Here is a 19,287-nt window from a genome sequence, read left to right as displayed (position 1 = left end):
ATGAGGGTTTACCTGAAACGCTGGCGGACTTGCCATAGCCTCTTTAAGAGTTAGGCTACGCTATCACCCTTGGCTTACTAATAACTAATGACTAATGACTAATGACTAAATGACTAATGACTAAATGACTAATCCAAAAATCCTTACATAAAATTTAGGACGAATTAATGACTCTTTCATTCCAAGAATTAGGTATTTCTCAAGAACGTGTCGCACAACTAGAAAAAATCGGTTTTACCGAACCAACTAACATTCAAATCCAAGCAATTCCCCAATTGCTGGGTGGTCGTGATGTAGTCGGTCAATCTCAAACTGGAACAGGCAAAACAGCAGCATTTTCACTGCCTATTTTAGAGCGGCTAGATATTAATCAAAAAGCCGTACAAGCCATAGTTTTAACCCCAACTCGTGAATTAGCAATGCAAGTTCACGATGCGATCGCCCAATTCATCGGTGATGAAGGATTGCGGGTGTTAGCAATCTATGGTGGTCAATCAATTGACCGCCAAATGTTACAACTCAGACGTGGCGTTCACATGGTCGTGGGTACTCCAGGACGGGTGATCGATTTACTCGATCGCGGCTGTTTAAAGCTCGATCAAGTGAAATGGTTTGTGTTGGATGAAGCTGATGAAATGTTGAGTATGGGCTTTATCGACGATGTAATCAAAATCCTCTCGCAAGCGCCCGTAGATCGCCAAACAGCTTTATTCTCGGCAACAATGCCACCATCGATTCGGATGTTAGTGAACAAGTTCTTGCGATCGCCTGCAACTGTCACCGTTGAGCAGCCAAAAGCCGCTCCCAACAAGATTAATCAAGTAGCTTACTTGATCCCCCGCCACTGGACAAAAGCCAAAGCTTTACAGCCGATTCTGGAAATGGAAGATCCAGAAACAGCTTTAATCTTTGTTCGCACCAGACGCACCGCCGCAGAACTCACCAGTCAGTTACAAGGGGCTGGTCACAGTGTAGATGAATACCACGGTGACTTGTCACAACAAGCGCGGGAACGGTTATTGATCAGATTCCGTAACCGTCAAGTCCGTTGGGTGGTAGCAACTGATATTGCAGCACGGGGGTTAGATGTCGATCAACTCTCCCACGTAATCAACTTCGACTTACCCGATAGCGTAGAAACCTACGTCCACCGTATTGGTCGGACTGGTCGTGCTGGTAAAGAAGGAACAGCAATTTCCTTAGTACAACCATTTGAGCGGCGCAAACAGCAAACATTTGAACGTCATAACCGCCAAAGTTGGCAATTGCTGACCATTCCAACACGCGCCCAAATTGAAGCGCGGCACATCCTGAAATTGCAAGAACTGGTGCGGGAAGCTTTGACAGGTGAGCGTTTGGCTTCATTCTTGCCGATAGTTAGCGAACTGATTGCAGAATATGATGCTCAAGCGATCGCCGCAGCTGCACTGCAAATTGCTTACGATCAAACTCGTCCCGCTTGGTTGAGTTCAGACGTGGAAATTCCCCAAGAGGAATCTTCCGCTCCCAAACCTAGACTTGGTAAGCGTCGTGAATCATCTTCTAGCGATCGCCCTCGTTCTGCATGGAAATCAGATAGCAACGAAGAAAGACATTCTTCTCCCAAGCCAAAACTGCGGACAAGTGGGAACGAGTCTTCTGCATCCCCTAGTAAAAAGATAGGTTCACCTACAGCTAGAGAATCAGCTTCTTAGTCAACAATTAGAAGTGAATTAATTTTGGATTTTAGATTTTTAGATTTTTTCTTCAATCCAAAATCCAAACCTAAAATTGGAGAGTTGAGAGTTAGGAGTCAAGATTTTGACTTTGACTCTTGACTTTTTGGCTTTTTTGCTAATTTTTTCTACCCGTTTGTAGGAAGATAAATTAAAGATGCATTCTTCGTGGTCTTATGTTCACTATTCCAGACTTAGAGCAACTACAAGTAGAGCATCCAGAATGGCAGATGGAGCTAGTAGACGGAAATATAGTTGTTATGGGGCCATCAGATTATGAGTCAGAGGAAATAGGCATAGAGTTTGCGCGGCAATTGGCTAATTGGGTGCGCCCACAGAGGCTAGGACGGGTAACTGGTTCTAGTGCGGGTTTTATTTTGCCTACATTAGAAACTGATAACGAAAAACGAAATCTCCGCGCTCCCGATGTATCTTTTGTTCATGCTGATAGATTAAAAACAAGCAAGCGCGACTTTGTGGAACTCGTACCTGACTTGATGGTTGAAATAAAATCTAAGTCAGATCGAATTAAATCACTGGTAGAAAAGATTCAGCTATTCTTACAACTCGGATCTACTGTTGGTATCCTAATTGATCCTGACAAATTGACACTCACAGTTTATCGACTCAATCAAGAACCAATAATTTTGCAGGATAACGATAGACTGACACTACCAGACTTATTACCAGGTTGGGAGCTAATAGTGTCAGAAATTTGGCCTCCTGTGTTTGAGTAGTTGAGAAATACTACAGCCAAAGACGACTAACTAGTTCTAACTCTCCAACTTCATCGTCGCTCAATTTCCACCCCAAAGCACCAGCATTCTGCCGCACTTGTTCGGCTGTCTTGACTCCAGCAATGGGAATAACATTCTCCTGAGCAATTAACCAGTTGAGAGCAACTTGGGCGGGGGTGCGATCGTATTTTTCCCCAAAATTGCGTAGCAAAGAGATAACTGGAGCAATTTTTTGCAGACCTTCTTTCTTAAATCGCGGGTCTATTTTCCTTGCACCAGTGGGGGTTTCTGCACTATCAATACTGTATTTACCTGTGAGTAATCCCTGAGCTAAAGGACTATATGCCAGGATAGTCACACCTAACTCACGGGCAGTTGTGATAATACCTTTGGTTTCAACTTGGCGACTGAGTAAAGAATAGCGCACTTGGTTCACAGCCAAAGGTACTCCACGAGCCGCCAATATTTGATGCGCGTCTCGCATTTGCTCTGCTGAGTAATTACTTACACCGACTGCGGCAATTCTGCCGAGCTTCACTTCATCCGCTAGGGCGTTCATCAGAGTTTCTTGGCTTAAAAAGAAGGCAAAAGGCCAATGCACTTGATACAGGGCAATTCGCTCTAATTGCAGACGTTTGAGGCTATCTGTTAAAGCATCAGATACGGATTGGGCTGTAAATCGCCACGGTAGGGGGCCAAATTTTGTGGCGATTTGTACAGGTTGTTGTGTCTGTTGCAAAAATTGCCCTAAAAATTTCTCTGATAGTCCCATTCCGTAGACTTCAGCAGTATCAAAGAAGGTAATGCCAGCTTCTAAGGCTGCTGTAAAGGCTTCTTGTAACTGTTCTGCGCCGTAGCGATCGCCATAATTCCAAAATAGTTTATCACCCCAAGCCCAAGTGCCTATGCACAAAGGTGTAACAACTGGGCCATTTTGCCCCAATGTGATGTTTTCCACGGTTGCAAAATTTAATTTATTTACATTTCTTTACTTTTATAGTGTATCGTTACAGACAAGATTGGGTGCGATCGCCACCACTTGGCTGCAAATCTTGTGGTGCGTAGTCGTAGACACCGCGCCTTGCATAAAAATTTAAAACCTGAATCAAACGCGCATAAACAAGATCCCCGACTTCTTCGAGAAGTCGGGGATCTGCGGGTTGCAATTCTCACAAATCAAATAGGATTGCTATAGTTGAGTGTATTTACTTGTATTTAAGAATTAGATGATTTATCCTGCTTGGGTTTTTTGATTAATTCCATGTAGACATTAATCTCACTAATTTCTACATCATGCTCTACTCTGGTTACTTTCCATTTCTCCTTTTTTAGATAAACTTCCTCTCCTACTCTGGGAGTAAATTGGAGATCATAGAACTTTTTTAGAAAATCTTTTTGATTTTCTTCCCATAATATTACCTTGACTGGTTCTTTAGTCATTGCTTATGCCTTTTTTGTTACTAGATGAAGGTAAGTACTTTGATGACATACATACGGCAATTTTATCTTACCAATTCAATGAAATAGCGTAGTTAAAACCACATTTTTACATTGATATTTTTATATGGCTTGATTGCGTCCGATAAAGTTCCAGCGCAATACCATAACTCTACTAAGTATTACTCTTAGGTTTACTTTAAAATCTTTTCATGTCAGCCAGGCAGTATTGGCTACGATTTTGAATACAAGTTTATCAACGGTTCAAAAGTGAGAAATCGGTCAGAAGCATCGTAGTCGCACCCAATCGATAGATTAAATCAAGCTGCTTGGAATACTCAGCAGTCTTTAAATCAATCAGCAGTAATTACTGCATCCATATTTCGGTAATTGTTGTGTTAATTGTCTTCTGGAAAGGGAATCATTTCTCAGAGATGCGATTACAGCAGGTGATTTAAAAGCCAAAGTAAAATTTAGTTTTCCAGGACGCGGCATAACAATTTTTCGGGGGAGTGAGTGTAGAAGTACTATGCAAACTTTAGAGATTGGAGTCCCATCTTACCAAGTCCCAACTCCGATGAAGTCATGGCCATCTTAATCTGTCATATTTTGGCGCGATCGCTCTGGAAACCATAAAAGGGCAATTGAGGATTTTAATCAAGCTCTCCTCATTTTGCAAAAGTATGACAACAGACATAAAATGTCCATTCTATGTGTTTTGTTCTGTGGCAAGCTGGACAGCTTCTATATCAACATTGAGGTGTTGAGCGATCTGCTCCATACTCATCCCTGTTTTTAGTAACAGAGGAACGGTAAGTTTCAACATTTCAATTTTCCGTTCTTCTCGACCCTCGGCTTTCGCTTCCTGATAAACCCTTGTTTGCTCTAAAGTCAGTCCCAACATAGCTTCAACTTCCTCTCTACTCAAGGTCGAAAACTTATAAACGGCGATTGTGGTTATAATGTCTAGTATTTCGTTTTTTGGCAGTGTGTCCGTTTCCTCTAATTTTACCCGCTCAATCAATTGCTTTGCTTGCTGTGCCATCACTTCATCCGATGCTAGAGTCAACTGCATCAAGTTGATGCCTATTGGCTGCTGATTAGTTGCGCCTAACTCATTATCAATCAGTTCAAAGAGTAACCGAGGAAAGCGCTTAAAAATTTGATAGTAAATGGAATCTCGTTTCACTATTTCATCCTAAAATTCTCTTGTGATGCGTAGGCGTAGCCCGTCGTAGACATCGCAGATTACAATCAAGCCATAAAGTGAAGTAGACGGATTGCAGCTTCCACTTTTCGTTCGCTGATTTCGAGCGGGTAGGGTTTATCTTTATTTAAAGAGAGAGATTAAATCCTATAAACCATACGAAAAAGTAGCTATGGCAAGCGGTGAAGTATTTGATACCAAAACAAAATCCCTATCTGTGCCAAGGGTAAACCTGCTGACTATGTTCCGGTTGGGTTTATTTCAGATGGGGTTGAGCATGATGTCTATTTTGACTCTGGGCGTACTCAACAGAGTCATGATTCAAGAAATAGCAATTCCGGCGACGCTAGTATCAGTCGTTCTAGCACTGCCTTTATTTGTTGCTCCTTCCCGGATTTGGTTCGGCCAGATTTCCGATGCCAAGCCTTTATGGGGATACCACCGCACAGCTTATGTTTGGGTAGGCGCGGCAATATTTGCGATCGCAGCCTTTTTAGCTATACAAGTAATATGGCAACTCAATCTTGCCGCAAGCAGTGCAGGTGGTTGGGCATGGACAACGCAAACAATCGGCTGGACAGCACTTTTGGCTTTAGTTTTCGCTATATACGGTCTAGGAATTTCTGCTAGCGGTACTGCCTTTGCTGCTTTGTTGGTGGATATATCTGAAGAAGATAACCGTTCTAAAGTAGTTGGTGTGGTTTGGTCGATGTTAATGGTGGGGATTATTGTTGGGGCAATTATCAGTGCCAGTTTGCTGAAACAGTTAACGCCAGAAGCAACCTTAGAAACCTTACAGACATCTATCACCAGGCTGTTTACTATCGTCCCAGCAATTGTATTTGGTTTAGCGATCGCAGCGACATTGGGCGTAGAAAAAAAATACTCTCAATACTCAACCCGTTCTACACTGGTGAACCGGGAAGATAGCATTACTCTAGGGAATGCTTGGAAAATCTTGACAGCTAGTCCACAAACAGGTATATTTTTCACCTTTCTATTGGTGATGACTATCAGCTTGTTTATGCAAGACCCGATTTTGGAACCTTATGCGGGTCAAGTGTTTAAGATGCCCCTAGCGGAAAGTACCAAATTAAATGTTTTTTATGGAACGGGTTTACTGATTGCTTACGGAATTACTGGCTTTTATATTGTCCCGCGTTTGGGTAAGCGCAGAACTGCACGTTTAGGCTGTATGTTGGTAGCATTCTGTTCAATATTGCTGGGTATATCAGGATTCACAGCTAATGCAGCAGTTCTCAAACTAGCTTTGGTCTTATTTGGTTTAGCTACGGGTTTTTTAACAACGGCAGCAATTAGCTTGATGTTGGATCTCACCGCAGCAGAAGCCGCAGGTACATTTATTGGCGCATGGGGATTAGCGCAGTCCATTTCTAGAGGAATAGCGGTAGTAATCGGAGGTACGGTTTTGGATATTGGACGCAAGCTGCTACCAAACCTAGAGTTAGCTTATGGACTGGTATTTGTCCTAGAAGCCGTGGGAATGGTGCTGTCGATTTGGTTTCTGAGTCGGGTAAATATCACAGAATTTCAAACAAGTACAAAGCTTGCGATCGCTTCGGTTTTAGAAAACGATTTAGATTAAACTAGAAACTTACACCCAGCCCGAATCTACCTAGATCGCCGCTCAAAACCCCTTTGCGCGAGAATTAACCAATGAATGATTTTTGGACAACAATTCTTGATTTTGCTCAAACTACTACTACCAGAGTGGGCAAGCAGCTAATGCAAGATTTTGGGCAAGTACAGGCTTCTCAAAAAGCTGATGGTAGTTTGGTGACGCAAGCAGATAAATGGGCAGATCAAGAAATTCGGGATGCGATCGCTTCTACTTTCTCTGGTTACGGTATTTTGAGTGAAGAAAGCGATCAATCATTTCCCGGTACTGAATGGTGCTGGGTAATTGACCCTCTTGATGGTACAACCAACTTCACACGTGGCATTCCCATCTGGACAATATCTCTGGGTTTACTGTATCGAGGCACGCCCATTTTTGGGTATGTTTACGCACCAACCTTAAATCAAGCCTTTTATGGTTTCTGGCCTGGTTCATCTGGGTTAGAAACGCCAACAGGAGCATTTCTCAATCACCACCCCATCCATACCAGTGGTGATAGTCCCAGCAACAATCACTTTTTCAACCTCTGTTCTCGCAGCACCGCAGTTATCAAAAATGGCTTTCCCTGTAAAATTCGGATGCTGGGTGTGGCTAGCTATAACTTTTTGACGGTTGCAACTGGGGCTACTCTGGGTGGTATTGAGGCTACACCAAAAGTTTGGGACTTAGCTGGTGCTTGGGTGATTGTCCAGGCTGCTGGCGGGGTATGGTTATCGCTGAAGTCAGAACCGTTTCCGTTGTCAGCAGGAGAAGATTATAGCGATCGCTCTTTTCCCACCCTTGTTGTCAGTCGTCCTGAATTAGTTCCAGTATTTCAACCTTTTCTAGATGGCGTAAAAATCTAATCTGCCGTTTTCTACTTGAAAAACTTGATTTTGTCAACCAAAATAGTGAGTGACGATATACCCGACATCAAAGTTAATAAAGCCCTGGTCAGACAGAGAATTGAGTATAAATAAAACTGGTAATAATCCTGATTTAAGTGTAAAACCAGCGTAGTTACTAATTTAAGTACCGTTGTGGCTTCCATCACACTGCTTAACTTAGTATAAATAATTTTATGTTATCTAATCTAGATTTGATTCGAGAGTTTGTGCAAAACTCTATCCAGAAAAAAGAAGTTTTGTTGTCAAATCCTGCTTTGACAGCGCAAACAGTGTATAAAATCAACCAACTGACAGCGAAATCTGAAGGTGTGATTGCTACCTTCCAACCAGCTAACACACTATCTGAATTCTCTATTTCTCCAAAATCATCCCAGTGGGAATTGATAAATCAGGCATTAGCAGAATATAGTTATCTCCTAAAAGGAGAAGTCGATAGTCGGGGCTTCTATAAATATCAACACTGCGAAGTTCCCAAAGGCTATGAGATGCACTGTACTAAATCTGTACTTCTATGGCGAGCCTGGTGGAAATATCGTAAGTATAATTCCAGACTAAGTATTCCCTTGGAGCTTCTGATCAGGACACGGGATTCATGGTATCCAATCCGAGATTTAATTATTAGTGATGGACTTCTTTATATCAAAACATTAGGAAGTGAGATAGCACTCGATTCAGAAGACTTGGTTACTTGGTTAAGCAAAACTGATGTAACCAAAAATAAAGAAATACTTAGTACAGAAACATAACCGTCGATAGAAGCGCATAGATGTACGCCTCTACAGTCGATTAATTATTTTGTAAATATTTTTAAAATTGGGATGACAAATATTAGGCAAAGGAGTACAGCAAAATGAAAGGACTTTGGCTCGAAAATAACCAGTTGCAACTACGCACAGATATTCCCATTCCTGAACCGCCAGCAGGAGAAGCCTTAATACGTGTCTTGCGTGCGGGTATCTGCAACACTGACTTAGAACTACTCAGAGGCTACTATCCCTACACTGGGATTTTGGGGCATGAATTTGTCGGCGTGGTTGAAAAAGGGCCAGAACACTTAGTTAATCAACGTGTAGTTGGAGAAATCAATGCTGTGTGTCGGCATTGTCGGTTTTGTCGCAGTGGACAACCAACTCACTGCGAAAATCGCACAGTTCTAGGTATTGTCAACCGGAATGGAGCTTTTGGTGAATATCTCTGTTTGCCAATAGATAACTTATATTTAGTACCTGAGAATGTGCCGACAGAAGTAGCAACATTTACCGAACCCATCGCAGCAGCTTTGGAAATTCAGCAGCAAGTGCCATTGCGTCCAAACGATCGCGTGTTAGTGGTTGGAGATGGTAAATTAGGGCAGTTAGTAGCCCAGACATTAGCCTTAACTGGCTGTGAACTCTTAGCTGTGGGGCGACATCAAGACAAACTTGCTAACTTAGAGGCACGTGGAATTAAAACTGGTTTAACTGATGCTGTCAAAGATCGATATTTCGATATCTCAGTAGAATGTACTGGCAATCCAGAAGGATTTGCGATCGCCCGCCGCGCCCTCCGTCCCCGTGGTACTCTTGTACTTAAAAGTACTTATGCTGGCAACCTCAGCCTAGATGTTTCCTCTTTAGTAGTGGATGAAATCACTCTTATAGGCTCCCGTTGTGGGCCCTTTGCCCCAGCCCTCCAGCTACTAGCCACAGGACAAGTTGACGTGCAACCCCTGATTCATGCCACCTACCCTCTCATTGAAGGGCTTGTAGCCTTTGAACACGCCCAGAGTAGGGGTGTTTTAAAAATATTGTTAGAGATTAGTCATTAGTCATTAGTCATTAGTCATTGGGTATTCTCCTTGTCCCCCTTGTCCCCCTCATCTCCCACTCCCCACACCCTAATACAGATAAGGATTTGTCTTCGGTTGATAGTCAGAACAATTGATTGCTTCTTCTGTATTGGCAATAGATGGGCGTACAGTACATTTAAGACGATAATTGTCGGTAAAAAATTGGCAACCAGTACAGGGGATTTGATGCATTTGCTTGGCTATAGTGACGCTATCTCGTGCCACCGCACAAAGACTAAAAACAACAAGAATAATTACTGTCCAAGCAACGACAAAGCAAATTGGGACTAATAAAGGTTGAATCCCATGAAGAAGGAAAGATATCAGTTCCAACACGGTATGTCCTGATACAAATTAGGAATTAAAAGTATATTAACTCCTAACCGGAGGCGGAGCGTCTCCGGCTCCGCTCCTAATTCAGAACTTCTCAATATAGAAGTATAAGTTTAGTAATGGGGAGTAGAGGAATAACTCAGCACTCCTTTATTAAATGCCAGCATGACCTAGCGCTAAACCTGTTACCAACATTCCGAGAACAAGGAATGGTTGGGCGCTTGCTTGGTACTTAACATCATTTTTCACGGGGTCGCGCAAGAAATACATATCTTGCAAGGTGATTTGTGGGATGATTAACAGCACTAATATTGCTGCATACAAATTCTCATGGATGCTGACAAGATAAGCGGCAATAAATCCTTGAAATACATCAATTGTCACTACACAAATCCATGCCGCAGTGGTAATCCCAAACATTACGGGTAATGAATTTAATCCTAGCTGGCGATCGCCTTCTACACTCTTAAAATCATTGACAATGGCAATGCCCAATCCAGCCAAGCTGTAGAACATTGTCAAAATCACAATTGTGGAATTCAGTTCACCAAACAAAGCGTGTCCTGTAGACCAAGGTAGGGTGATATAACTTGCACCCAAGGCGTAGCTACCTAGCCAGCCATTTTGCTTGAGTTTCAGGGGAGGTGCAGAATAAATATAGGCGATGAAAGAACCGATAATTGCGATCGCTGTAATTGTCGGAAATTCATGACCAGACCACACATCTAGCACAAATGCCAAACCATTACCAGCAATCAGCAATACCCAAATCTGAATAATTACCTGGGGTAAGGGAATTGCCCCAGAGGGAATCGGGCGATAGGGTTCATTGATGGCATCGATTTCGCGATCGTAGTAATCATTGAGGATTTGGGTGTAACCTGTCATTAATGGCCCAGCTAGCAGCATACAGGTTAATACTTTCAACACATTTTCCAGCGTCCAAGTATAGTTACCTGAAGAAGCCGCACCACAGACTACGCCCCAAATCAGGGGAATCCAGGTAATGGGCTTCATTAGCTGTAAACGAATTTTCCAAATTGAAGTTTCCCCAGCAGCTGCACCTTTCATCCCCAGCAACTGCCTAGTTTTCGCATTGCGATCGCTCGTTGCTATTGCTTGTTGGCTGGGATTAATTGCTACTGAGTCTATAGCCTCAGTTGGATTGGGGTCTGGGGTAATGGGAGTTGATTCTGACATAAAGCGTATTTTTTTTTAGAGTAAGGAGTTAGAAGTTAAAAGTTATGAATTATTGTTTTATTCCTAACTCCTCACTCCTAACTCCTAACTAAATTAAAACGAAATTATCAAATAATTATTCTGAAACTTTGCTCCGGCAACGGTTCTGCCACTCAAAGCCGGGGGTAGAGGAATATTCCGTCGCTGGTCTCCTGCTTCTATGGTGACTTCTGGCCCATATTGGGTCAGCTTGACATGCTTTTTGTCAAATCCTGGCAAGAACAAGCGGATTTGACGATTGTGGATGTCTATTTCAATTGGTTTAGGAGCCTGTAAAGCTTGTGCTTCAAAGTTGGGTAAAGCGTCTATTAGTGTTTGCCAGTCACCTGTAGTTGAGTCGGGAACGACGCTCACGGGTAGGGGTATAAATTCCTCTGACAGATTGACGCTAGTCTCAGAAGACACAAGCAGAACGCCACCTACAGTTAAACCAATTTGTTGAGCGCTACCCCACAAATAACGAGCATTTGCTACCTCAATAGGATCTCCTGTGGTCACTAAGAATGCAGCAACACGTTTGGGATCGGCTAGAGCGGCTCTCCCCTTTTCCAAGAAATTATTGACTTGGTTAGTGGGCGCTGCAAAGTTATCTGCTGTCCAGTTGATATTGAAAAAGCTGCTAATTAGCGGTTGAATTAAGGGCGATTCAGTAATTGTCTTCCCCAAATCGGAGTTGACAAACAATTGGCGAAATCGCCGGACATACCAACTAAGAGATTCTGGCAAGCCCAACATTCGCAACATTAAAGAGTCACCCGTGCCATCGTAGACGATCGCATCATATTTGCCACTGGCATCATATTCGCGGATCGCATTGAGGGCTAGGGCGCTGTCCATTCCTGGTAATACTACCAGTTCTTGACCAAAAACCTCTTTAAAAATGGGTGTGCGGAGATATTGAGCCTCAAGTTTTTTTACTTCATCCCAGTTGCGTTCTAGCAGTAAAGATGCCTTAAACTGTACCGCCTGTAGCTTGGGAGCGATTTCTTGGGGATCAGCAGCAATGGGAGTACCCAACAGGATTGATAATGTTGGTTCTGCTTGTCCTGCGAGGAGTACGCGTTTGCCTTGACTTGCCAATAATTTGGCGGCGGCGATCGCAATTTTGGTACGAGCGGTGCCGCCTTTGCCCAAAAATGTCAATATTAGAGCCATTACTTGATTCCTGTTTTCACCGCCGATCTTTTCAATTCCAACTTAGCACTCAATAAAGATTCTCAGCCTGTGCTGGAAATTTCAGATGCCAAGAAAAACCCGCATCTGAGTTCTTCACAACTACACAGGTTTAATTTCATCTTCAAAAAACCAAGTGGAAGTATTGTCCTCAAATAGCACCACTACACCGATGCCAGCATCAATGACTTTGTAGCCTTGGATGATACCCACTTGTCCTAGTTTTTTTACAATTGGGGCAGAAACGCGATCGCGTAAACGAAACACTTTAACCTTTTGTCCGATTTCCATGCCTAATTACAATGCAACAAACCTTCGTCTCAGTGTAGCGGAATCCGTGACTCTGCTCTCATAAATTCGGGGATGAGGGAGATGAGGGAGAATAACTCCTGTACAGACGCGATTAATCGCGTCTCTCCCAACTCCTAACTTAAGACTTAAGGGCTTAAAATTAAATCAACAATCAAACAGGTACAGCGATGGTGTTGGTTACAGCGCAACAGCTAGAACAGCAGATGCCCGATGCAACTCAGTTGTTAAGTGATGAGCCGGAGATGGAAACTTCATTGCACTATATGCAGCTACTGCTGCTAGTAACTTCCCTTGAGTGGCTGTGGCGTGACTGTAATGATTTCTTTATAGGTGCGAATCTAACAATTTATTTTAGCCGTCAGCAGTTGCGAAATCGAGATTTTCGAGGGCCAGACTTTTTTTTGGTCAAAGACACCGAAAAGCGATCGCGTAATTCCTGGGTAGTCTGGGAAGAAGATGGTCGTTATCCAGATTTGATTATTGAATTACTTTCTGAAAGTACGGCTGATATTGACCGAAATTTGAAGAAAAATCTCTATGAAAATCGATTTCACACACCAGAATATTTTTGGTTTTCGCCGGAAAATCTGGAATTTATGGGTTGGGAATTGGTAGGTAACAAGTATCAGGAAATTACACCCAATGCGCGGGGATGGCGTTGGAGCGATGTGCTTAGGTTGTATTTAGGCATAGAAGGAGGTAAACTACGCTACTTCACACCTGATGGCGATTTAGTTCCCACACCAGAGGAAGCTGCTATTGCAGCGCAACAGATGGCGATCGCAGCCCAGCAAGAAGCATCACTTGCCCAGCAACAGGCATCACTTGCCCAGCAAGAAGCATCACTTGCCCAGCAACAGGCATCTGAGGCAGAATTGCAGTTGGAACAAGAACGACTGCGATCGCAACGCTTGGCGGAACATTTGCGATCGTTAGGAGTTAATCCAGATAGCTTGAGTTAAGCAAGCAAGATAGTAGTCATGTATCAAACAGATCCCCCCCGTCCACCACAAGAAACCATGCCGACGATGTATGATTTACCCAGTGAATTAATCGGGGAATCAGGTTTGCCAGATGAATTTCACTGCATTCAGGCTGATTTGCTCAGTGAGACTTGTCAACCTCTGACTTATCCATCTGAGGAAATTTTACTTGCTAGCGATTTGAATCTTTACTACGATCCTCGCCATACTTTGTGGTACAAGCGTCCTGATTGGTGGTATATGGTTTTAGGAATACCTAGCGCTAGCCAGCAGCAAGACCTACGCTTAAGTTACGTCATTTAGCAAGAGGGAGTTATTCCGTTTTTAATAGTTGAATTACTTTCACCAGGCACAGAACAAGAAGACTTAGGGAAAAAACTGCGCGAGGTCAATCAGCCGCCAACGAAGTGGGAAGTATATGAACGCATTTTGCGGGTTCCCTACTACGTTGTCTATGATCGCTACGAAAATCATTTGCGTGCCTTTCAACTTAGAGGTACTCGCTACGAGGCAATATCTTTACCAGAGAACCGCTTCTGGTTGGAGGAGTTAGAACTAGGATTGGGTCTTTGGCAAGGTTTTTATCAGCAGACAACAGGTTTGTGGTTACGTTGGTATAATGCAGCAGGTTGGGTGTCGACATCTAAAGAAAAAGCCGAACAAGAAAGCCAACGGGCTGATAAACTGGCAGAATATTTGCGATCGCAAGGAATTGATCCAAACAACCTACCCTAGTAAAAGGTAGCTATGACTACAACCATCAAAATAGTCAATCCCAACATCGAATATCCCAGTTCCGACGGTGAACCATTGGCAGAATCATACCTACATCTCTACGCAATTCTCACCACCTTAGAAGTAATTAAACAATACCTAGCAGGCAGACAAGCCACAGTTTTAGCAGACCAATTTCTCTACTATGCTCAAGGGTTTCCTAAATTAAGAGTTGCACCAGATGTAATGGTAATTTTTGATGTGCCGCCTGGGGGTCGGGATAGTTATAAAGTTTGGGAGGAAGGTCAAGTTCCCCAGGTGGTATTTGAAATGACTTCTCAAGGAACTCAAAAACAAGACCAAGAGCAAAAGAAAAATCTCTATGAACAATTAGGGATTTTAGAATATTGGTTATTTGACCCCAAGGGGGAATGGATTGAAGAAAAGTTAAGAGGATATAGGTTAGAGGATGAAGCTTACCAGTTAATTACCGATGGTATATCTCAACCTTTAGGATTAAGAGTGGCGGTGGAGGGTGAACTATTGGGATTTTATCGTCTAGATACCGGGGAGAAATTACTCACACCGACTGAACTGGCTGAACAATTACAACAAGAACGCCAACGGGCTGATAAACTGGCAGAATATTTGCGATCGCTCGGAGTCGATCCGGATAGCTTGAGCTAGGTAATAGAGTAGTGCTTAGATCATCCAATGAGTAGACATCCTGAAAAGGATTATACTTGACTTTTAAACATTCGTATGATACTTTAACCATGCTGGTTTGTAGCACAGAGTTCTAGGAACAAATTGATAAATCAACTGGTCTTGTCAGGGTAGGGTGTGGTTAAGAGTATAAAAATATTAAATAGTAACTTGTGCGTTTCACAGTGCTTTTTAAAATAAAGTCTTTAATGGTAGGCTAGTGCGGCAAAGTCCGCTCTGATACTATAAAATTTGCGAATAACTTGTCTGTGGTGTGTGGTGGTTCTTAAGGATGATAATTTCGCTTAAAGATAATTCAACTTGGTTGCAGGTGCGGCGCTATTGGGAATTGCTGCACGTTTTGGTATCGCGTAACCTGAAAGTTCGCTACCGTGGGTCGTTTTTAGGTGTATATTGGTCGCTGTTGAACCCGTTGATTATGACTGGCTTATATACGGCAATCTTTGGCGCGACTTTTGCATCCTATTATGGCAATTCCATAATGAACTATGTATTGGCAGCCTTTACAGGGTTGGTGGTTATAAATTTTTTCTCGGCTTCCACTTCTCAGGCATTGGGTAGTGTAGTTGGTAATGGCTCACTTCTGAATAAAATTCGTCTGCCAGTGAGCGTTTTTCCTCTATCGATGATTGCAGCAAGTGTATTTCAATTTTCGGTGGGAACATTTCCCTTATTAGTGATTATGACTTTGATTAATTCCAAAAGTCTAGTAAATGTTGCAGCATTGGTATTTCCATTTCTAGCTCTAATCTTAGTTTCTACAGGAATTGGATTTTTGGTAAGCGCTTTATACGTATTTTTTAGAGATTTACCTTATTTTTATGAGTTAGTTGTATTTGTGATTTGCCTCAGTAGTCCTATATTTTATCCAGCAGCTATTGTAGCAAAGCAGGTAAAGCCATTCTTAAGCTTAAATCCGCTATCACCCATTATTGAAAGTCTGCGTCAAATTACATTATCAGGATCTCCACCAGATTTAGGTTTAATTTGGGGCGCTTTACTTAGTGGCGTAATTATTTTGACCCTGGGATGGACGTGTTTTCATCTGTGGCGACATCAGTTTATGGATTTACTGTAAATGGAAGTAATTCGCCTGGATAATGTTTCGCTATGGCGACGCACACAAGAAGAGTTTTCCTATGACTTTAAGAAAACGCTGCTTTCTATATTAGAGGGCAAATATCGCCAGCCTGCAAAGAAGTTAGTATTAGACAAAATTAATTTAGTGGTCGAAAGGGGGGAAAAAATAGGTATTATTGGGGCTAATGGCTCTGGTAAATCAACACTTTTAAAGATAATTTGTGGCATTCTTCAACCGACGACTGGTTCAGTAAGAGTGCGAGGTCAAATTGCTCCTTTGATTGAACTCGGAGGAGGGTTTGATGCAGAAATTTCTGTCATGGATAATATTTTGTTGTATGGAGTGCTGCTGGGATTTTCCAGAGCAGATATGCAACAAAGAATTCAGTCAATTTTGGAGTTTGCAGAATTACAGGATTATACACTCATGCCTGTGAAGGGGTTATCTTCGGGTATGGTTGCACGGCTAGGATTTGCGATCGCTACTGATATACAACCAGATATTTTGATACTAGATGAAGTGTTATCAGTAGGAGATGAGAGTTTTAAGAACAAATGTAAGCAAAGGATGGATAAGTTTTGGGAGGCTCATGTCACAATTATAGTTGTTTCTCATTCAATGGAGTTTATACAACAATCTTGTGATAAAGCCATTTGGTTAAATAAGGGTAATATAAAATTGGCTGGAGAAGCTAATGAAGTTGTAAGAGTCTATCTTAAAAGTGTTAATCAAGGTCAATCTTTTTCTAGTTAAATCTTTTCAAGATTACAGGATTTACTGCTAGATTGACATAACAGAAACTAAAGAGCCATATTGATTAAATTCAATAATGCTTAAAAATAGTAAATCTATATATGCTGAAAATCCAAAAATGTTGGTGTGGTAGTACTCATCTAAACTATTTTTCTCCTGAATATTCCATTTGTCAGGAATGTAGCACTTTAGTATCTCAATGTGGACTAAGTGTTGAAGAAACTGTTGTTGAAAACGATCAAGAAGATTTTTATGGTAAAAAATACTGGTTTTCTCACATGGATGAACTGGGATTTCCAGATATTTATCAACGGAGTCGTCAAGATTTACCTGAAAGATGTCTTTATTGGTTATGCACACTTCTTAAATATAAACTACCTCCAGCTAGAGTTATAGAATTGGGTTGCGCTCATGGAGGTTTAGTCGGACTGATGAAATGGAGTGGTTTTAATGCAATAGGATCTGAAATGAGTCCTTGGGTTGTATCTTTTGCGCGTGAAGCTTTTGATATTCCTATGCTATTAGGTAAAATTGGAGATCAAAAATTTCAGTTTGAAAAAGAAGAGAAATTTGATGCAATTATTTTAAACGATGTTTTAGAACATTTACCAGAGCCTTTAGTAACAATGGAATATTGTGCATCTCTTCTAAAAGAGGATGCTATTTTTATTATACAAATGCCTTGTTATGGAGAAAATAGAACTTATGAAGATATGATTAATAATAACGATATTTTTTTAGGGCAAATGAAAGCTGATGAACATCTATATCTATTTAATAAAAATTCTGCTAAAGAATTATTAAATCGTATCGGATTTAATGTCATTGAATTTGAAGAGCCAATATTTTATTTTTATGATATGTATCTTATAGCTAGTAAAAAAAATATTGTTAAAAATGCGGCTGAAAAAATTAGTCAATATTTGTTGTCACATCCATCAGGAAGACTAATACAAGCATTGATAGATAAATCTGAAGAATGTAAAGCCAACTATGATAACTTGCAAATTAATTTATTAAGGAATGTAGAGACTCAATCCCAATTACAGCAAACTCAATCCCAATTACAGCAAACTCAATCCCAATTACAGCAAACTCAATCCCAATTACAGCAAACTCAATCCCAATTACAGCAAACTCAATCCCAATTACAGCAAACTCAATCCCAATTACAGCAAACTCAATCCCAATTACAGCAGACTGAAGAAAGAATCGCTGCTATAGAAAGTAGTAAATTTTGGAAAATACGTCAGGCTTGGTTTAGAATCAAGCAAAGAATAGGATTACGAATTAACTAATTAAGAAAATATAAAGTTAATATCCCAAAATCGCAAGGTAGTAATGTTTTAAATTACGAGCAGATCAAAAAATAAACTCAAAAACTATTTATGAGTAGTTTAACATTAGAAGAACAGCAAATAGCCTTGAATGGCAAATTACCCAATGGAATTACACTTGATGATGTGATATTTTTGGTCTCCTATCCTAAGTCTGGAAACACTTGGGTGAGATTCTTGATTGGCAATTATCTAACTGAAGATAAATGTGATTTTACTAATTACCGTCAAATTCTGCCTTCAATTTATGACGGTCGAGACCTAATTGAAAATTCAAAAACAAGACCTCTTTATATTACAAGTCATGCTTCATATACACCTATTTATAAAAAGGTGATTTATGTTGTTCGACATGGAATGGATGTGGCAGTTTCTTATTACTACTTTTGCTTGAAATTCCGAACAATTCCTCAAAAAACTAAATTTCATGATTTTATTTTATTATTCAACTATGGTTTTACCGATCATTTCAATGCTTCCATTGGAACTTGGAGTAATCACGTTCATGGATGGTTAGACAACGCTTCATCAAACTTTCTGCTCATAAGTTATGAAGATTTGAAAAATAATCCTATTCAACAATTAGAAAAAATGCTTATTTTTTCAGGAATTAAACCTAATCACGAGGCAGTTAAAACTGCAGTTTTAGCTTCTAGCTTTGAAAAAATGCAAAATTTAGAACTTAAACAATATTCTGATGTTCCTGAATTGATTAATTCTGATCCCTCCATGAATTTTGTTAGAAAAGGTCAGATTGGAGAAAGTCAAGATTGCTTTAACGCAGAACAGATGAATTCTTTTATAAAATTTCATGGTTCAGCATTGATTAGATTAGGTTATCTATCGGAAAATCCAAAATTATTACAGCAAACTCAATCCCAATTACAGCAAACTCAATCCCAATTACAACAAACTCAATCCCAATTACAGCAAACTCAATCCCAGTTACAACAAACTCAATCCCAGTTACAGCAAACTCAATCCCAGTTACAGCAAACTCAATCCCAATTACAACAAACTCAATCCCAGTTACAGCAAACTCAATCCCAATTACAACAAACTCAATCCCAATTACAGCAAACTGAACAAAGAATAGCTGCTATGGAAAGTAGTAAGTTTTGGAAAATGCGTCAGGCTTGGTTTAGAATCAAGCAAATAGTAGGATTACCAATTAACTAATAATGAT

19 protein-coding genes and 2 pseudogenes are annotated in these 19,287 nt (G+C 41.0%); 13 read left to right on the top strand and 8 right to left on the bottom strand.

Annotated elements, in window-relative coordinates:
- Positions 1-167 precede the first annotated feature (167 nt).
- Both GTQ43_RS13710 and GTQ43_RS13705 read left to right on the top strand, forming a co-directional pair.
- Entirely contained in the window at positions 168-1,694 is a 1,527-nt protein-coding gene (locus GTQ43_RS13710; protein WP_265273150.1) for a DEAD/DEAH box helicase, read from the top strand.
- 197 nt (positions 1,695-1,891) lie between these two features.
- Positions 1,892-2,452, top strand: coding sequence for a Uma2 family endonuclease (locus tag GTQ43_RS13705; RefSeq protein ID WP_265273149.1), 561 nt, complete (start codon positions 1,892-1,894; stop codon positions 2,450-2,452).
- Between the two features lie 10 nt (positions 2,453-2,462).
- On the opposite strand, the gene GTQ43_RS13700 is transcribed toward GTQ43_RS13705, so the two are convergent.
- The 4 genes and pseudogenes from GTQ43_RS13700 to GTQ43_RS13685 all read right to left on the bottom strand — a co-directional run.
- Positions 2,463-3,410 (bottom strand): aldo/keto reductase, encoded by a 948-nt coding sequence (locus GTQ43_RS13700; RefSeq protein WP_265273148.1) that lies wholly within the window; start codon positions 3,408-3,410, stop codon positions 2,463-2,465.
- Positions 3,411-3,459: 49 nt separating this feature from the next.
- Positions 3,460-3,618, bottom strand: a complete 159-nt coding sequence (locus GTQ43_RS13695) for a hypothetical protein (protein ID WP_265273147.1) — start codon at positions 3,616-3,618, stop codon at positions 3,460-3,462.
- A gap of 49 nt (positions 3,619-3,667) precedes the next feature.
- Positions 3,668-3,892 (bottom strand): hypothetical protein, encoded by a 225-nt coding sequence (locus tag GTQ43_RS13690; protein ID WP_265273146.1) that lies wholly within the window; start codon positions 3,890-3,892, stop codon positions 3,668-3,670.
- 706 nt (positions 3,893-4,598) lie between these two features.
- Positions 4,599-5,009 (bottom strand): annotated as a pseudogene (locus GTQ43_RS13685) (DUF2887 domain-containing protein); the annotation flags it as partial.
- 259 nt (positions 5,010-5,268) lie between these two features.
- On the opposite strand from GTQ43_RS13685, the gene GTQ43_RS13680 reads away from it, so the two are divergent.
- The 4 genes from GTQ43_RS13680 (at position 5,269) to GTQ43_RS13665 (ending at position 9,429) form a co-directional block, all read left to right on the top strand.
- Positions 5,269-6,702, top strand: a complete 1,434-nt coding sequence (locus tag GTQ43_RS13680) for a BCD family MFS transporter (protein WP_265273144.1) — start codon at positions 5,269-5,271, stop codon at positions 6,700-6,702.
- A 71-nt stretch (positions 6,703-6,773) separates the two neighbouring features.
- Positions 6,774-7,580 (top strand): inositol monophosphatase family protein, encoded by an 807-nt coding sequence (locus tag GTQ43_RS13675; protein WP_265273143.1) that lies wholly within the window; start codon positions 6,774-6,776, stop codon positions 7,578-7,580.
- Positions 7,581-7,795: 215 nt separating this feature from the next.
- Entirely contained in the window at positions 7,796-8,368 is a 573-nt protein-coding gene (locus tag GTQ43_RS13670; protein WP_265273142.1) for a hypothetical protein, read from the top strand.
- A gap of 104 nt (positions 8,369-8,472) precedes the next feature.
- The gene (locus GTQ43_RS13665; protein WP_265273141.1) at positions 8,473-9,429 is read left to right on the top strand and encodes an MDR/zinc-dependent alcohol dehydrogenase-like family protein; all 957 of its coding nucleotides are present in this window, start codon (positions 8,473-8,475) and stop codon (positions 9,427-9,429) included.
- Positions 9,430-9,498: 69 nt separating this feature from the next.
- Here the strand turns inward: GTQ43_RS13665 and GTQ43_RS13660 are convergent, their stop codons facing one another.
- The 4 genes from GTQ43_RS13660 to GTQ43_RS13645 form a co-directional block, all read right to left on the bottom strand.
- Entirely contained in the window at positions 9,499-9,786 is a 288-nt protein-coding gene (locus tag GTQ43_RS13660) for a hypothetical protein (protein WP_265273140.1), read from the bottom strand.
- Between the two features lie 150 nt (positions 9,787-9,936).
- Positions 9,937-10,983: a chlorophyll synthase ChlG gene (gene chlG / locus GTQ43_RS13655; protein WP_265273139.1), complete on the bottom strand. Its 1,047-nt coding sequence runs from the start codon at positions 10,981-10,983 to the stop codon at positions 9,937-9,939.
- A 93-nt stretch (positions 10,984-11,076) separates the two neighbouring features.
- A complete protein-coding gene (locus tag GTQ43_RS13650) occupies positions 11,077-12,177 on the bottom strand; it encodes an ArsA family ATPase (RefSeq protein WP_265273138.1) in 1,101 nt (366 codons plus the stop codon).
- Positions 12,178-12,297: 120 nt separating this feature from the next.
- On the bottom strand, positions 12,298-12,486 hold the full coding sequence (locus GTQ43_RS13645; protein WP_265273137.1) for a DUF2862 domain-containing protein: 189 nt from the start codon (positions 12,484-12,486) through the stop codon (positions 12,298-12,300).
- Positions 12,487-12,677: 191 nt separating this feature from the next.
- Here GTQ43_RS13645 and GTQ43_RS13640 point away from each other — a divergent pair, with 191 nt between their 5' ends.
- From GTQ43_RS13640 to GTQ43_RS13610, 7 genes and pseudogenes are all read left to right on the top strand, one after another.
- Positions 12,678-13,469, top strand: a complete 792-nt coding sequence (locus GTQ43_RS13640; RefSeq protein ID WP_265273759.1) for a Uma2 family endonuclease — start codon at positions 12,678-12,680, stop codon at positions 13,467-13,469.
- Between the two features lie 18 nt (positions 13,470-13,487).
- A pseudogene (locus tag GTQ43_RS13635) lies at positions 13,488-14,225 on the top strand (Uma2 family endonuclease).
- Between the two features lie 12 nt (positions 14,226-14,237).
- Positions 14,238-14,891, top strand: coding sequence for a Uma2 family endonuclease (locus GTQ43_RS13630; protein WP_265273136.1), 654 nt, complete (start codon positions 14,238-14,240; stop codon positions 14,889-14,891).
- A gap of 310 nt (positions 14,892-15,201) precedes the next feature.
- Positions 15,202-16,008, top strand: coding sequence for an ABC transporter permease (locus GTQ43_RS13625; protein WP_265273135.1), 807 nt, complete (start codon positions 15,202-15,204; stop codon positions 16,006-16,008).
- Positions 16,009-16,764: an ABC transporter ATP-binding protein gene (locus tag GTQ43_RS13620; protein WP_265273134.1), complete on the top strand. Its 756-nt coding sequence runs from the start codon at positions 16,009-16,011 to the stop codon at positions 16,762-16,764. It begins immediately after the preceding gene.
- A 101-nt stretch (positions 16,765-16,865) separates the two neighbouring features.
- On the top strand, positions 16,866-18,062 hold the full coding sequence (locus tag GTQ43_RS13615) for a class I SAM-dependent methyltransferase (RefSeq protein ID WP_265273133.1): 1,197 nt from the start codon (positions 16,866-16,868) through the stop codon (positions 18,060-18,062).
- A gap of 90 nt (positions 18,063-18,152) precedes the next feature.
- The gene (locus tag GTQ43_RS13610) at positions 18,153-19,280 is read left to right on the top strand and encodes a sulfotransferase domain-containing protein (protein WP_265273131.1); all 1,128 of its coding nucleotides are present in this window, start codon (positions 18,153-18,155) and stop codon (positions 19,278-19,280) included.
- The last annotated feature ends 7 nt before the right edge of the window (positions 19,281-19,287 follow it).

The sequence above is a fragment of the Nostoc sp. KVJ3 genome (assembly GCF_026127265.1).
In the GTDB taxonomy this organism is placed as follows: domain Bacteria; phylum Cyanobacteriota; class Cyanobacteriia; order Cyanobacteriales; family Nostocaceae; genus Nostoc.
This window is presented reverse-complemented; position numbering and strand designations above follow the sequence as displayed.